Source organism: Actinoplanes sp. NPDC051859 (genome assembly GCF_044452725.1).
Taxonomy (GTDB): Bacteria; Actinomycetota; Actinomycetes; order Mycobacteriales; family Micromonosporaceae; genus Actinoplanes.
Window position 1 is genome coordinate 569981 of record NZ_JBITBX010000002.1, and the last position, 15118, is coordinate 585098.

The window sequence follows — 15118 nt, forward strand, 5'->3', positions numbered from 1 at the left end:
AGCCTTGATCGGGTTCGTCGCGGGGTCGGATGGTGTTCTGCCGTACCTCCGGTGAAAGGCTCTTCGGGCCCTTGAATCACACGTGATCGGACTTGGCTGGCAACTGTCTGACATTGATGGCCGTGGTCATCGTCGGGTTCCTGACACCGCCAAAAGGGCACGCTCGCTAAGCCCAGATACCTAGCGCATGATCGTTGGAGGCGGTCTAATGGATGAGACCGTATCGAACCGCACAGTCTGGGACGTGAGGATTCAACATGGCAGCCACGGGCACAGCCACCAGCACTGAGAAGGGTCGCCGAATCGTCGGTAGTGAGCGACAGACCCTCGCCAAGGACCTGGTGAAGCGTTACACCTCCGGCGAGAGCATTCGTGCACTGGCCGCATCCACCGGACGGTCGTACGGGTTCGTGCACCGCGTGCTCACCGAGTCGGGTGTGCAGTTGCGTCAGCGGGGCGGCGCCCGGCGTCGCAAGAAGGCGTGACGACCAGCGAACCCTCCGGATCCGAGGCCGGTGTTCGGTACGAGCAGGACGGGCCGGTCGCAACAGTGACGTTGAACCGGCCCGATGTGCTCAATGCGCAGACGCCGGCCATGTGGGCCGAGCTCGTCGACATTTCCCGGAAAATGCCGGGCGAGGTCCGAGTCGTCATTGTCCGCGGTGCGGGACGTTCCTTTTCCGCCGGACTCGACTTGTCGGTAGCCAGAGGCGAGAGCGATTCTTCGCTGCCTGTCCTGGCTCGCTTGTCGCCGGAAGAGTGTGCGGAACGCATTGCCGGCTTCCAGGAAGCTTTCACCTGGTTACGGCGCCCGTCCCTGGTCACCATCGCGGCGGTCCAGGGACATGCCATCGGCGCCGGATTCCAGCTCGCGCTCAACTGTGACATGCGGATTCTGGCCGACGACGCCCGTTTCTCGATGGCCGAGGTCACCCTCGGGCTCGTCCCGGACCTCGGCGGCACCAAGCGGCTCGCCGAACTGGTCGGGCCGTCCCGCGCCTTGGAGATCTGCATCACCGGCCGCCGGATCACGGCGGACGAGTCGGACCGGATCGGGCTCGCCACTGCCGTCGTGCCCGCCGGCGAGCTGGACGGCGCGGTTTCTGACCTGGCCGCCGCTGTCCTGACCGCAGACGTTGGTGCTGTTGCCGAAATCAAGGCCCTGCTGGCTGGCGCACCGCTGCGCACGTACGAGCAGCAGGATCGCGCCGAGCGGGAGGCACAGACCCGCCGCCTGCGTGACCTGATCGGCGCCGAGTAAGGACCGATCGGGAATAAGGGGGTTACCTCCGAAGGTTGTCGTACCCAGCGGGCAGACTGATCCCTGCCACGGCGGAACGACCACCTTCAGGAGGTGACGCATGGGTCCCACCCCAGGTGGATCGAGCTGGGCCATGCTGCGCTCGATCCAGAATTCCGACCGGGTCACCGAGCATCGGCTCAGCCGGGGCACAACCCGGCGCATCCTGCGCTTCGCCCAGCCCTACCGGCGCGACATCGCCGTGTTCCTCCTGACCGTCGTGCTCGCCGCCGGCATCGGCGTCGCCACCCCGGTGCTGGCGGGACACGTCGTCAACGCGATCACCACCGGCGGCGCCGACGCCGCGTCGATTGTCATCCGGCTCGCGTTGACCATTGCCGCCCTCGCGGTGGTCGACGCGTTCCTGTCGCTGGCCCAGCGCTGGTATTCCGCCCGGATCGGCGAGGGCATCATCCTCGACCTGCGCACCCGGGTGTATGACCACGTGCAGCGGATGCCGTTGCAGTTCTTCACCCGTACCCAAACCGGGGCATTGGTGAGCCGGCTGAACAACGACGTCACCGGGGCGCAGCGCGCGTTCACCTCCACGCTGTCCGGTGTGGTCAGCAACGTCATCCAGCTCGTGCTGACCGCCGCCGTGATGTTCAGCCTGTCCTGGCAGATCACCCTGCTCTCGCTCGTGATGCTGCCGCTGTTCATCATCCCGGCCCGCCGGGTGGGCAAGAAGCTCGCCGAGATCACCCGCGAGTCCTACAACCTCGACGCCAAGATGAACGCCACCATGACCGAGCGCTTCAACGTTTCCGGCGCACTCCTGGTGAAGCTCTTCGGCCGGCCCGACGCAGAGGCCACTCGCTTCGGCGAACGGGCCCAGCGCGTCCGCGACATCGGCGTGCAACAGGCTATGTACTCGCGGACCTTCTTCGTGGCGATGCTGCTCGTCGCTTCCCTCGCCCAAGCCCTCACCTATGGCCTCGGCGGCTGGCTGGCGGTCACCGGCAGCGTCACCGCCGGCACTGTCGTCACGCTGGCGCTGCTGCTCACCCGTTTGTACGGCCCGCTCACCGCGCTCAGCAACGTCCGGGTCGACGTGATGAGTGCCCTGGTCTCCTTCGACCGGGTGTTCGAGGTGCTGGACCTCAAGCCCGGCATCGAGGAGAAGCCCGACGCGGTCACCATCCCTCCAGGCGCGGGCCGACTCGAGTTTCGCGACGTGCACTTCCGCTATCCCAGCGCCAACGAGGTTTCGCTGGCGACGCTGGAAGACGTTGTTGCCCTGGACCGTACGGAGAACGCCCCCGTGCTGCGCGGCGTCGACTTCACTGTCGAGCCCGGCCAGATGGTGGCCCTCGTCGGCCCGTCCGGCGCCGGTAAGTCGACCACTTCGATGCTCGTGTCCCGGGTCTATGACACCACCGAGGGTGCGGTCCGAGTCGGTGGCGTCGACGTTCGCGACGCCACCCTCGACTCGCTGCGTGACACCATCGGCGTGGTCACCCAGGACTCGCACCTCTTCCACGAGACCATCGCCGAGAACCTGCGCTATGCAAGCCCCGGCGCGACCGAGGACCAGATGTGGGCGGCACTGCGCGGCGCCCAGGTCGCCGACCTCGTCCGCGGTTTGCCGGACGGTCTCGACACGGTCGTCGGTGAACGCGGCTATCGCTTCTCCGGCGGCGAGAAGCAGCGGCTCGCGATCGCCCGCCTGCTGCTCAAGCAACCGTCCATCGTGATCCTCGACGAGGCGACCGCCCACCTCGACAGCGAATCCGAAGCCGCCGTGCAGCGCGCCCTAGCCACCGCCCTCACCGGCCGGACCGCCCTGGTCATCGCCCACCGGCTCTCCACCGTTCGCGAGGCCGACCTGATCCTGGTCCTCGACGACGGTCGCATCGTCGAGCGCGGCAAGCACGCAGACCTCGTGGCAACCGGCGGACTCTATGCCGAGCTCTACCGCACCCAGTTCGCCGACAGTGCCCCGCTCACCCCGGACATCGAGCCGATCGTGGTGCCGGTGCCCACCCCGATCGAGCCCTGACGCCCGTCGCCGCTCTCCAGCCGCGCGTGCCTGCTCCAGGGCCCGGGCGCAGGTCCGCGGACTCGTGCCGACCGTCGCGTCTTTCGGCGCGGCGGTGACGTTGATCAGGTGTGAGAGATGTCAGAACCGAAGATCCGCAGGTTGTGCCGGTGCGTCGTCAGGTCACCGCGATCGTGGGCGGCGCGGTAGTGGTGCTGTGCGCAGGGGCGGCAGCGTGGTCGGCGATGGTGGCGGGCCACACGGTCCACGTCGACGGGACTCAGCTCGGATGGCGTTATTCGCCGATGACCTGGGGACTACTCCTGGCTCTTGTGGGTGCCGGGACTGTCATGACCAGCGGAGGTCCCTGGTCCCGACCCGCTGCCGTCGTGGCGGCGATCCTCGGCTTCCAGGTGAGCGTGCGCGCGTTGGTGATGGCTCGAAGCTGGTTCCACGTGCACGGCACGACCGGCGTCGCACCCGACCAGCTCGCAGCGGTGGTCACCTACGCTGCGCTGGTCGCCGTCCTGGCGACAGCCGCGACCGTCGCCGCGCTGGCCGTGGTGTGGCGCGCACCCGGCGGCTGGAGCAGCGCCGTCCCATCCCGGCCGGGCCTGGCCGCGATGGGCGTGGCCGTGGGATTGCTGCTGCCAGTGGTGTGGAGCGCCGCGCACGACAACCGCATCACGGTATCGGCCGGAATGATCGCGATGTACGCGCTGCCGTGGGGTGCGGGCGTCGCGGCGATGGGCTGGCTGCGGGGCAGAACGGCGATCGCTGCCGGTGCAACCGTCGTGGCCTGCCTCATTTTGTACGCCGTCATCGTGCTCGGCGACCACGCGCTGACCTACCTCACCCCGCCACCTCCGGAGAGCGACTAGACCGGCGGCGAAATGCTTAGCGTTCTGCCGCCTCCCGCAGCTCGGCGAAGGCAACGCCGAGGGTTTCGGCGGTGTAGTGGGCGTTCAAGCCGCTCGGATTGGGCAGGACCCAGACCGGAACACCGGCGAGCTGCTCGGCCTGCAAGCCCATGACCGCCTTCGGCCGGGCGAACGCGGTGCGGTAGGCCGTCACCCCGAGCACCGCCACGAACCGCGGCTGCCACCGGCCGACCAGCGCCGCCAAGATTTCACCACCCGCCACCAGCTCGGCCGCGGACAGCTCGTCGGCGCGCGCGGTCGCCCGGGACACGACGTTGGTGACACCGAGTCCCGCATCCAGCAGCGACCACTGCTCGGAGGGGTGCAACTGTCTCGGCGTGAAGCCTGAGCGGTGCAGCGCCGGCCAGAAGCGGTTGCCGGGGCGGGCGAAGTGTTGCCCGGTCGCCGCCGAGTACAGGCTCGGGTTGATACCGGAGAACAGCACTCGCAGCCCCGGTCCGACGAGATCCGGAATGGTTCGCCCAACCGCGGCCGCGACCTCCGCCGCGGACGGACGCATCGGCACAGTCGCAGGCTGACGCATCGGCACTGACGCGGACGGACGCATCGGCACAGCTGCGGGCGGTCGTGCCGGCGGAAGCGCGGGTGGCGCTGCCGGAGTATCCATGCGTCGACCCTATCCAGCGCGGTGCCAGGTCTCCCACCGCAAGGCGCTCCGGTCAGGCCATCGGCGGCGCGGAGCGCTCAGCCGAAAGTCGCAGGCGGGTGTGACGCAGGTTCCGACGGCGGGCTGAGGCCGATCTTGACGCTCCCGTTCGACCTGCTGCGTGACTCCGGCATCAAGGGTGTCCGCGTGGACGATGCCGAGATCGCGGACGCATTCCGGCTGGTCCTGTCCCAGCTGCGTCTCCTCGCCGAGCCGTCCGGTGCCGCGGCGCTCGCCGGAGCTCTGCAGGTGACAGCCTCGGGCGGCCACCACACGATCGGCGTCCTGCTCACCGGCGGCAACGTCGAATCCGCGCTGGTTGCCGAGCTGCTCACCACCGGCCCCCGACCCGGCATTGTGGCGACGACACCGGCCGGGGCGGCGCAATGAGCAGCGGACCCCGGATGACGGCGACGCCGGAGTGCGTTCCGGCAGCCCGATGGCGGGGCATTGTCGCGGATGGACCGCTGGGGGCACGGGGCGATGGCAGCGTGGTGAGCGCCGCCGACGAGCGCAAACGGGAAGCGTGCGGGCGGGGACCGAGCGGTGTGCAGATCCGCGGCGACGCGACGGAGGAGGCGGGATAGCGGTGGGACAGCGCAGCGCTGGCAGCGGCGGCGGGACGATGATTTTGCTGTCCGATTCGCGGGTGGCTGCCGTACCGGTCCGAGACGAGGGCGAGCCGGTGGCGGATGTGCGGGAGGTGCCGGAACTGCGGGTCGACGGCCGGGCCGCCGATGCTGCAGGCGCCTATGCCCGGTTGCGTGCGGACGTGGTGTCGCGGCTGGTGGACGCGCAGCGCAAACTGCCGGACGGGCTGCGCCTGTTGGTCGTCGAGGGTTACCGTCCGTACGCCGCGCAGCACGCCATCTGGACCGGATATTCCGAGGAGCTGCGCCGACGCCATCCGGCCTGGCCCGCCGAGCGGTTGCTGGTGGAGGCGAGCAAATTCGTGTCCCCGGTCGAGGTGGCACCGCACAGCACCGGTGGTGCGGTCGACCTCACCCTGTGCACGGCTGACGGCGACGAGCTGGATTTGGGTACGCCGATCGACGCCACGCCGGTCGAATGCGAAGACGCCTGCTTCACGGCGGCGCGCAACGTTTCCGCGGCGGCGGCGGAGAATCGCCGGATCCTCATCGATGCGCTGTCGGCGGTGGGCCTGGTGAACTACCCGACCGAATGGTGGCACTGGTCCTACGGTGACCGTTACTGGGCGCTGACGACGGGGGCGTCCTGCGCCCCGTACGGGCCGATGCACTAGGACACGTCTGGCGAATCATGGCGGTTTGCGCCGGGGTAGGGTGCCTCGGTGCTGGACGACGGGGTGGACTGGGCGGCGCTGGCCCGTGGTGACGGCGATCCGGGGCTGCTGATCGAGCCGCTGCGTTCGCCGGTGCCCGAGGTACGGCGGGCGGCGGTCGAGGTGGTGGTCGCCCGGTGTCGGCTGTCGCGGGCGGCGCCTGCTGCGCTCGTACCCATGCTGGAGCCCTTGGTGCGGGATCCGCGCGCCGGCGCCGAAGCGGTGGCGACGCTGCGCCGGTGTGGGCGGGCCTCGGCCCGGTTTGCCGCGTTTTTGGCCGGGGCTGCCGCGGCTGCGCCGGATCCGGGCATGCGACGCCAGGCGGTCGAGACGCTGATGCTGGTCGGCGATCCGCGCTGGGTTGATCCGGTCGTCCGCGAGGGCGCGGAGTTGCTGCCCCATCCGCTCATGCCGGTGCCGTGCACGCCGGACGTGTTCGACGCGGTCCGCCGCGCTCTTCCGCGCAACGGTGTGCTGTGCGAGGTCGTGGCGCGTTGGGGCGCGGCAGCTGCGGAGGCCGCCCCGCAGGTGCTCGGCGTCCTGCCTTACACGCCCGAGGTGGCGACGCGGGCGCTGCTCGCGGTGGGTCACCTCGCCGCGCCGATGGTGCCCGAGCTGCGGCTGGCCGCAGGCCGGCCCGGCGGCCTGCTCGCCGCCACCGCGCTCTTCCGCCTGACGGGGGATCCTGCGCCCGCCCTGCGGGCCTTGCTGACCGCCCGCCCGCCGGCACCGCCCGGCGTGGTCGCGCTGCTCGGTCCGCTGGCTCGCTCGTTGGTGCCGGAGTTCGAGCTGCTCCTGACCTCGGAAGCCGCCGCGACCGCGCCGCAGTGCGCGGCCCAGCTGCTCGCAGCGCAGGTGGTGATCGCGGCGACCGGCGACACGACCGCGGCGCTGCCGACCGTCCGTGCCGTGCTGACGGCTGGTGGGCATCGCGCGTCGATGGCCGTCGCCGTCCTGGCGGACCTTGCCGCATACGGGTACGGCGCGCCCGAGCGGACCGTGGCCCGCGGGCCGGCGGGAGGCGGATGGCGCGGCGAGATCGCCGGATGGAAGCCCGAGCTGCGGTCCTTGCTGAGCGATCCGCTCGCCGGGGTGGGGGCGGCCGGGCTGCTGCGCCGGCTCGGCGAACCGGCCGACGACCTCGTGCCGGTCGCGGTGCGGGCGATCGAAGACGGCCGTCGGACAGCCGCGGCGATCACCCTGCTGGACGAGCTGGGCGCGGCGGCGGAGGCGGCCCGGCTGGCCGACAGCGATGCTCGCCTGAGCACCGGCAGCGCTGACGACGACCTCGTCAGCACCGACGAACTCCAGCGCGACCGGCTCCTCGCCATCGCGACGCGGGAGGAACCAGTCCCCAGCAGCGATTCCAGGCCGGCAGCACGAGGCGGCGGCGTGCGGCGGCGGCCCTAGCGGCGGCCGAGGACTCGGATGTGGCCGGCAGCTTGGATGGCGATCGTTCCGGCCGCACGGCGCACGGTGGGCAGCCGGCGCGGGCGTGGGGCAGCGTGGCCGTCGTAGTGCAGGGCCGCTTCGCGGGTAGCCAGTTCGGCGCCCGCGGCTGCGGGGAACTCGCCGCGGCGGACGAGATCGCGGGCTAGGTCCCAGCCGTCGCGCAGGGAGCCCCGGGTCGGCCGGGCAGCGGCCCAGGTCGCCCATTCGGCATACCAGCGTGGCCCGCATGCGGCGGCCAGGTCGGGCCACTGCCGCGCGACCTCACCGGCTCGCTTGCGCAGCAGGGCGACTCGCGCGACCTCGACCAGCCGGACGTCGAATCCCACGGGTACGGGTGCACCCGAGGTCAAGGCCGCCACGAGGGCCGCCTGGCGGTCGGCGAGCGAGGTCATGTGATCGCCGGGTAGCCGGACGCAGCCGCGATCGCGTCGAGTTCGGCAGTGAGGGCGGCGGCCGGCGGATAGTCGCCGTCGCGTTCCAGCATCAGCGCGGGGGGCCGGTGCCTGCGGCACAGCTCGGCGACCAGGTCGAGGACCTCCGGGGGCACCGCGTCGGTGTGCGTGTCGTGGTAGACGCCGTCGTGGGCTGAGCCACCGGCCACGTGGCAGTAGGCGATGCGGTCCAGGGGCAGGCGGTCGAACAGCGCCGCCGGGTCGGTGCCGCGGTTGCGGGCGTTCGCGTACACGTTGGCGACGTCGAGCAGGAGCAGGGCGTCGGTCTGGTCGAGGATCTCGGTCAGGAAAGCGCCCTCGTCGAGGTCGTCGTCCGGCCAGTCGAACACCGCAGCGATCGGTTCGAGGGCGATCGGGACGTCGAGCTCTGCTTGCGTACGCCGCACGTTGGCGACAACCGCAGCCACGGCCTCCCGACTGCGCGGCACGGGCAGCAGATGCCCCGCCTCCACCCCGCCCGCCCGGACGAACGCGATGTGCTCACTGACCAGCGGTGCACCGAGCTTGCGGGCCACCGTGGCGAGGTGGGCGACCCGGGCGGGCTCGACCGGCTCCGCACCGCCGAGGGACAGCTTCACCCCGTGCGGGATGACGGAGACTCCTCGTTCGCGCAGGTCGGCGAGGCCGTTCGGTAGGTCCGCGTGGGTGTGCACCGATTCGGCGACGACCTCGACGAACCGCAGCCTGGGCAGCCCCGCGACGTAACCGGCGATCTCGGGCCGCCAGCCGATGCCGATGCCGGCCGGGATGCTCACCCGCCGCACCCGCCTCCGCCACCACCGCAGCTGCTGCCGCCGCCGCAGGACGAGGAGGAGCTGCTGCCGCACGACGAGCCGCTGCTGCACGAGCTGGTGCTGCCCGCGGTCGAACCTCCGGAGGCGGCGATCCGCTGCACCTCCGCCTCCGCGGCGAACGCCGGGTCCATCGTGTAGAGGGCGGCGCCGCCGTACAGGGCCACGCCCATCGCTGCACCGGTGGCGCCGTAGGTCGCGTAGGAAGGGGATTGGATGGGGGACAGGTATTCGTGGTTGCGGCGCAGACCGGACATGTCTCGGCGGGCGGTGGCGGTGGCCTGGGGCGCTTTGCGGCCGAGGACGACCGTGACGATGACGGCGGCGATCAGGGCGAGGATGAGGAACCCGACCGACTTGCCGTTGGCGATGCCGGCGACCAGCCGAGCCAGGCCCAGGACGAGCAGGAACAGGCCGGCGAACGCCCACGACCGGGCCGCACGACGACTGGTCGCGCTGACCGCCAGCCCGTTCGTCTCGAGGCCGGTGCGGAGCTGGTCGAGCGCGGAGCGTACCCAGGAATCGGTCAGCACCTGGCGGGCGCGGATGCGTCGACCTGCCGCGTTGTAGACGGCGGTGTCGAGCGGGGTGACGCCGCTGGGCATCGGGCCGCTCTGCTGGAGGGTCTTGTCCGGCGTGCTCGCGATGGCGCCGGCGCCGCGCAGTCCGGCCAGGGAGGCGTAGACGGCAAGCTTGTCGCCGCCGTTCAGGTAGGCGACCTGCTGCGGCCCGAGGGCGTGCAGGTTGGCGTCGCGGGGACCGGAGAACAGCATGCGGCGGTGGATGATGCTGATGATCGTCACCGCGACGAGGGCCACGACGTACCAGATGAGGAAGGTCGGACCGGGGATGCCCCAGGTGTCGCCTTGTGCTGCGAGGGCCATGTGTGACCTCCCGTGTTCGCAGGGTTGCTGAGGCTCATTGTGCAGGCCTGCGCAACATAGCGGTCACGGCCGCCTGACAGCTTCCTCCACGACGTCGAGAACTCGACCTAATTCGCCGGCCGGGCGGCCGGTCGCGAGGTGCAGGACCAGGCCGTCGTACGCCAGCTCGAGGAACTGGGTCAGCACATCCACGGGCACGTCGTCGCGCAGCACCTGGGCGTCGCGCTGGCGCTGGAGCCGGTCCCGGGTTGCGGCGGCGACGGCGGCGGCTCGTTCGGTCCAGCGCTGCGCGAACTCCGGGTCGGTACGCAGCCGTCGCGACACCTCCAGCTGAGTGCCGAGCCACCCCGCGGTGTCGTTGCTGCCGCCCGCGCGGTCCAACAGGTCGCGCATCACCTGGACGAGGCCGTTGCGGGCGACCGTCTCGACCATCGCGGCGGCGTCGTCCTCGGCCACCGCGAGGAAGAGGGAATCCTTGTCCCGAAAGTGGTGGAAGATGGCGCCCCGGGACAGGCCGGTGGCCTCTTCGAGCCGGCGCACGGTGGCGCCTTCGTAGCCGTACCGCGCGAAGCAGCCGCGGGCCGCCGCGAGGATTTCGTGGCGGCGGGCTGCTAGCTGGTCCTGGCTTACCCTGGGCACGAGAGCGATCGTGTCACGGCACTGGACGCCTTGCAATCCGTACGTACGGCTTGGCAGTGCTGGGGGTCCTCCTCCTGATGGTGCGAAAAGAACCGACAGACGGACCCAAGATGGCCCGCGTGGGCTGTTCGGTCCCGTATTCACTCACGTACAGTGCCCGGGTGCCTCTCGTCTTCCTCGCCCTGGACGACACCCTGCTCGACCGCAGCGGTGCGTTCAAACTGTGGGCCAAGGGGTTTCTCGACGAGATCTCGGCGCCACAGGCGGATCTGGAATGGTTACTCTCCGTCGATGCCGATGGGCTCACCTCACGGTGGGACCTCGCCGACCTGATCCGCGACCGCTACCAGCTCAATGTCCCGTCCCTCGATCTGCGTGACGAATTGCACGAGGGTCCGCTGGCGTACGAGCGGCTTGATCCACTCGTCGCGTGCGCCCTGCAGATCGCCGGGGATGCGGGTTGGGTGCCGGTCGTGGTCACCAACGGCCCGCACGAGCAACAAGAGTCGCGGATCAGGCGGACCGGGCTGGACCGCTACATCGCCGATTGGGTGATTTCCGAGCAGGCCGGGGTGAGCAAGCCCAACCCGCGCATCTTCGCGTTGGCCGCCCAACGGGTCCGGATGCGGCTCAGTGGCGCGTGGATCTGCGGCGACAGCCCCGAGGCCGACATCGGGGGCGCGGCCGCGATGGGACTACCCAGCGTGTGGCTGCACCGGGGCCGGGAGTGGATCGACAGCCGGTTCGCGCCGACCCGCGTGGTGGGCAACGTGATCCAGGGCCTATCGGCGATCATGGCTACCGCTAAATAGGTTGCGCGCCCCGGGCGTCCCCCGGGAGAGTGCTCCCGTACGTGCTTCGCAGGTTTCTTCGAGAGAGAAGGGGGTGGACCTCATGGCTGTCGTTGTCCTTCGCCATGCCCAGGTTCAGATTCTTTCTTCCTTCTCTGAGGAGATCCTCCAGTGCGCGAGCACGACTCTTTCGGCCCGGCGACCATGCGCCGAGGCCGCCGCAAGTTTGACGACGACGAACCCGATTTCCTGAAGCGCGGCCGGCTCGAGCCGCGGCTCGCCGAAGACCCCGATCTGCCCGACGTGGGCGACGCCTGGTCGACCTGGGATGGCGCCTTGCACGGCCCGCTGCCCCGCCCCGACTGGGTCCGCACCGAGTCCGGCGCGGTGGACACCGAACTGGGCATGCTCAAGACCGGTAAGGAAGCCGACGTCTTCCTGGTCCGCCGAGCGGTCCCCGCCACCGGCCAGGTCAGCATGATCGCGGCCAAACGCTATCGCGACGGCGACCACCGGCTGTTCCACCGCGACGCCGGCTATCTCGAAGGCCGCCGGGTCCGCCGATCCCGCGAAATGCGCGCGATGACCAACCGGACGGCGTTCGGCAAAGAACTGATCGCCGGGCAGTGGGCGGCTGCCGAGTTCGGCGCGCTGTCCCGGCTCTGGCAGGTGGGCCAGGAGGGCGGCACGATCTCCGTGCCGTACCCGGTCCAGCTCATGGGCACCGAGCTGATGCTGGAGTTCATCGGCAACTGGGAGACCGGCGAAGCGGCGCCGCGCCTGGCCCAGGTGCGGGCGGACCGCGATGTGCTGGAGGATCTGTGGGCGCAGATGGTCGACGCGCTCAGCGTGCTGGCCCGGTCGCAACTCGCCCACGGTGACCTGTCGCCCTACAACACGCTGGTGCACGAGGGCCGGTTGGTGCTCATCGACCTGCCGCAGGTGGTCGACGTGATCGCCAACCCGCAGGGCGGCGAGTTCCTGGCCCGCGACGTGCGCAACGTGGCTGCCTGGTTCACCTCGCGCGGCCTGACGATCGACACCGCCGAGGTGATCGAGCGTCTCTCCTACGAGGCGGGCCTGCTCTGAAAGCGAAGCGCCCCGCCGTCCGGCTCGGACGGCGGGGCGCTTGCTGCGTTCGTACGCTCAGCTGGCGAGCATCTTGCGCAGGACGTACTGGAGGATGCCGCCGTGGCGGTAGTAGTCCGCCTCGCCCGGCGTGTCGATGCGGACGACCGCGTCGAACTCCACGCCGGTGTCGGTGGTGACCTTTACCGTGCGCGGGGTACGGCCCTCGTTGAGCTCGGTGACGCCGGTGAAGGAGAAGGTCTCCGTGCCGGTGAGGCCGAGCGACTCGGCGTTCTGGCGTGGGGGGAACTGCAGCGGCAGCACGCCCATACCGATCAGGTTGGAGCGGTGGATGCGCTCGTAGCTTTCGGCGATGACCGCGCGGACGCCGAGCAGCATCGTGCCCTTGGCTGCCCAGTCACGCGACGAGCCGGAGCCGTACTCCTTGCCGGCCAGGATGACCAGCGGGACGCCGGCTTCCTTGTAGGCCACCGAGGCGTCGTAAATGGTGGTCTGGTCGCCGGTCAGGTGGTTGACCGTGAAGCCGCCCTCGACGCCCGGCACCAGCTGGTTGCGCAGCCGGATGTTGGCGAACGTGCCGCGGATCATGACCTCGTGGTTACCGCGGCGCGAGCCGTACGAGTTGAACTCGTGCTTCGGCACCCCGTTGTCCGCCAGGTACTTGCCGGCGGGGGAGTCGGCCTTGATCGAGCTGGCCGGCGAGATGTGGTCGGTGGTGACCGAGTCGCCGAGCTTCGCCAGCACGCGGCCGCCGGCGATGTCGTTCACCGGGCTCGGGTCGGCGGCCATGCCCTCGAAGTACGGGGGCTTGCGCACGTAGGTCGACTCGTTGGCCCACTCGAAGGTCTTGCCCTCCGGCGTGGGCAGCGACTGCCACTGCTCGTCACCGGCGAACACGTCCTGGTACGCCGCGGAGAAGCCCTCGGCGCCGATCGCCTGCGCGATGACGTCGTCGATCTCCTTGGCGCTCGGCCAGATGTCGGCCAGCAGGACCGGCTTGCCGTCCGAGCCGATGCCCAGCGGCTCGGTGGTGATGTCGATGTCCATCGAGCCGGCCAGCGCGTACGCGACGACCAGCGGCGGGGACGCCAGGTAGTTCATCTTGATGTCGGGGTTGATCCGGCCCTCGAAGTTACGGTTGCCGGACAGCACCGAGACGGCGGTGAGGTCGGCCTCGTTGACCGCGGCGGAGATCGCCTCGGGCAGCGGGCCGGAGTTGCCGATGCAGGTGGTGCAGCCGTACCCGACGAGGTTGAAGCCGATCTTGTCCAGGTACGGCGTGAGGCCGGCGCGGTCGTAGTAGTCCATGACGACCTTGGAACCCGGTGCGAGGGTGGTCTTGACCCACGGCTTGCGGGTCAGCCCACGCTCGACGGCGTTCTTGGCGAGCAGCGCCGCGCCGATCATGACCTGCGGGTTCGAGGTGTTGGTGCAGGACGTGATCGCGGCGATGCCGACGAATCCGTGGTCCAGCTCGAACTCGGTGCCGTCCTCGCCGACCACGCGGGTGGGCTTCGACGGCCGGCCCGTGCTGCCGGCGGCCGCGCTGAACACGTGCGGCTTGTCGGCCTCGTCGGTCACGCCGTTGGCCGGGGCGTCGCTGGCCGGGAACGACTCGGCGCTGGCCTCGTCGGCGTGGCCCTCGACGCCGTTGGAGACGTAGTTGGTGAGCGCGTCGCGGAACATCGGCTTGGCCGAGTGCAGCGGGACGCGGTCCTGCGGGCGCTTCGGGCCGGCTAGCGACGGGACGATCGTCGAGAGGTCCAGCTCCAGGCGCTCGGAGTAGTCCGGCTCGGCGTTCGGGTCGAGCCACATGCCCTGGCGCTTCGCGTACGCCTCGACGAGCTTGACCTGCGCGTCGGTGCGGCCGGTGAGCTTGAGGTACTTGATGGTCTCGTCGTCGATCGGGAAGATCGCGGCGGTCGAGCCGTACTCGGGCGACATGTTGCCGATGGTCGCGCGGTTTGCCAGCGGCACGGCGCTGACGCCGGAGCCGTAGAACTCGACGAACTTGCTGACCACGCCGTGCTCACGGAGCATCTCGGTGATCGTCAGCACCAGGTCGGTGGCGGTGGTGCCGGCCGGCATCTCGCCGACGAGCTTGAAGCCGACGACCCGCGGGATCAGCATGCTGACCGGCTGGCCCAGCATGGCGGCCTCGGCCTCGATGCCGCCGACGCCCCAGCCCAGCACGCCCAGGCCGTTGACCATGGTGGTGTGCGAGTCGGTGCCGACGACCGTGTCCGGGTACGCCTGACCGTTGCGCTCCATGATCGTGCGGGCCAGGTACTCGATGTTGACCTGGTGCACGATGCCGGTGCCCGGCGGGACGACCTTGAACTCGTTGAACGCGGTCTGACCCCAGCGCAGGAACTGGTAGCGCTCGCGGTTGCGCTGGTACTCCAGCTCGACGTTCTTGGCGAAGGCGTCCTCGCGGCCGAACAGGTCGGCGATGACCGAGTGGTCGATGACCAGCTCGGCGGGGGCGAGGGGGTTGACCTTGGTCGGGTCGCCGCCCAGCTCCTTGACGGCCTCGCGCATGGTGGCGAGGTCGACGACGCAGGGGACACCGGTGAAGTCCTGCATCAGCACCCGGGCGGGGGTGAACTGGATCTCCACGCTCGGGTCGGCGGTGGGGTCCCACCCGCCGAGCGCCCGGATGTGGTCGGCGGTGATGTTGGCGCCGTCCTCCGTGCGGAGCAGGTTCTCCAGCAGGATCTTCAGGGAGTAGGGCAGCCGCTCGTGGCCCTCCACCTTGTCGATCGTGAAAATCTCGTAGCTCGCGTCATCGACGCGCAGCTCGCTCTTCGCACCAAAGGTGTCGAGGCTGGCCACGTCATCTCCTTCACACC

General features: G+C 70.2%; 15 protein-coding genes. 9 read left to right on the forward strand and 6 right to left on the reverse strand.

The genetic code is table 11. The features are described 5' to 3' along the window. Nucleotides 1-257 precede the first annotated feature (257 nt). The 4 genes from ACIA1L_RS06615 (at nucleotide 258) to ACIA1L_RS06630 (ending at nucleotide 4159) form a co-directional block, all read left to right on the forward strand. Nucleotides 258-485 (forward strand): helix-turn-helix domain-containing protein, encoded by a 228-nt coding sequence (locus ACIA1L_RS06615; RefSeq protein ID WP_015620263.1) that lies wholly within the window; start codon nucleotides 258-260, stop codon nucleotides 483-485. Continuing rightward, nucleotides 482-1261, forward strand: coding sequence for an enoyl-CoA hydratase/isomerase family protein (locus tag ACIA1L_RS06620; RefSeq protein WP_396071494.1), 780 nt, complete (start codon nucleotides 482-484; stop codon nucleotides 1259-1261). The genes ACIA1L_RS06615 and ACIA1L_RS06620 overlap by 4 nt, the downstream gene beginning before the upstream one ends. Before the next feature lie 100 nt (nucleotides 1262-1361). Further along, nucleotides 1362-3299 (forward strand): ABC transporter ATP-binding protein, encoded by a 1938-nt coding sequence (locus ACIA1L_RS06625; RefSeq protein WP_396071495.1) that lies wholly within the window; start codon nucleotides 1362-1364, stop codon nucleotides 3297-3299. A 149-nt stretch (nucleotides 3300-3448) separates the two neighbouring features. Continuing rightward, on the forward strand, nucleotides 3449-4159 hold the full coding sequence (locus tag ACIA1L_RS06630; RefSeq protein ID WP_396071496.1) for a hypothetical protein: 711 nt from the start codon (nucleotides 3449-3451) through the stop codon (nucleotides 4157-4159). Between the two features lie 16 nt (nucleotides 4160-4175). Here the strand turns inward: ACIA1L_RS06630 and mug are convergent, their stop codons facing one another. After that, nucleotides 4176-4718, reverse strand: coding sequence for a G/U mismatch-specific DNA glycosylase (gene mug, locus ACIA1L_RS06635; RefSeq protein ID WP_396071785.1), 543 nt, complete (start codon nucleotides 4716-4718; stop codon nucleotides 4176-4178). A gap of 129 nt (nucleotides 4719-4847) precedes the next feature. Here mug and ACIA1L_RS06640 point away from each other — a divergent pair, with 129 nt between their 5' ends. The 3 genes from ACIA1L_RS06640 (at nucleotide 4848) to ACIA1L_RS06650 (ending at nucleotide 7578) form a co-directional block, all read left to right on the forward strand. Then, nucleotides 4848-5255: a pyridoxal-phosphate dependent enzyme gene (locus ACIA1L_RS06640; RefSeq protein WP_396071497.1), complete on the forward strand. Its 408-nt coding sequence runs from the start codon at nucleotides 4848-4850 to the stop codon at nucleotides 5253-5255. A 199-nt stretch (nucleotides 5256-5454) separates the two neighbouring features. Next, entirely contained in the window at nucleotides 5455-6129 is a 675-nt protein-coding gene (locus ACIA1L_RS06645; protein WP_396071498.1) for a M15 family metallopeptidase, read from the forward strand. 48 nt (nucleotides 6130-6177) lie between these two features. Beyond that, nucleotides 6178-7578 (forward strand): hypothetical protein, encoded by a 1401-nt coding sequence (locus ACIA1L_RS06650; protein WP_396071499.1) that lies wholly within the window; start codon nucleotides 6178-6180, stop codon nucleotides 7576-7578. Here ACIA1L_RS06650 and ACIA1L_RS06655 read toward each other — a convergent pair. The 4 genes from ACIA1L_RS06655 to ACIA1L_RS06670 form a co-directional block, all read right to left on the reverse strand. Beyond that, nucleotides 7575-8012 (reverse strand): hypothetical protein, encoded by a 438-nt coding sequence (locus tag ACIA1L_RS06655; protein WP_396071500.1) that lies wholly within the window; start codon nucleotides 8010-8012, stop codon nucleotides 7575-7577. The genes ACIA1L_RS06650 and ACIA1L_RS06655 overlap by 4 nt on opposite strands. Beyond that, nucleotides 8009-8827: a DUF692 domain-containing protein gene (locus ACIA1L_RS06660; RefSeq protein WP_396071501.1), complete on the reverse strand. Its 819-nt coding sequence runs from the start codon at nucleotides 8825-8827 to the stop codon at nucleotides 8009-8011. Before ACIA1L_RS06660 ends, ACIA1L_RS06655 begins: the two co-directional genes overlap by 4 nt. Next, nucleotides 8824-9747, reverse strand: a complete 924-nt coding sequence (locus ACIA1L_RS06665; RefSeq protein WP_396071502.1) for a TIGR04222 domain-containing membrane protein — start codon at nucleotides 9745-9747, stop codon at nucleotides 8824-8826. Before ACIA1L_RS06665 ends, ACIA1L_RS06660 begins: the two co-directional genes overlap by 4 nt. A gap of 63 nt (nucleotides 9748-9810) precedes the next feature. Next, entirely contained in the window at nucleotides 9811-10386 is a 576-nt protein-coding gene (locus ACIA1L_RS06670; RefSeq protein ID WP_396071503.1) for a TetR/AcrR family transcriptional regulator, read from the reverse strand. Nucleotides 10387-10547: 161 nt separating this feature from the next. On the opposite strand from ACIA1L_RS06670, the gene ACIA1L_RS06675 reads away from it, so the two are divergent. Together ACIA1L_RS06675 and ACIA1L_RS06680 are read left to right on the forward strand one after the other, a co-directional pair. Beyond that, nucleotides 10548-11198: an HAD family hydrolase gene (locus ACIA1L_RS06675; protein ID WP_396071504.1), complete on the forward strand. Its 651-nt coding sequence runs from the start codon at nucleotides 10548-10550 to the stop codon at nucleotides 11196-11198. A 150-nt stretch (nucleotides 11199-11348) separates the two neighbouring features. After that, nucleotides 11349-12266, forward strand: a complete 918-nt coding sequence (locus tag ACIA1L_RS06680; protein ID WP_396071505.1) for a serine protein kinase RIO — start codon at nucleotides 11349-11351, stop codon at nucleotides 12264-12266. 57 nt (nucleotides 12267-12323) lie between these two features. Here the strand turns inward: ACIA1L_RS06680 and acnA are convergent, their stop codons facing one another. Then, entirely contained in the window at nucleotides 12324-15101 is a 2778-nt protein-coding gene (gene acnA, locus ACIA1L_RS06685; protein ID WP_396071506.1) for an aconitate hydratase AcnA, read from the reverse strand. Between the last annotated feature and the right edge of the window lie 17 nt (nucleotides 15102-15118).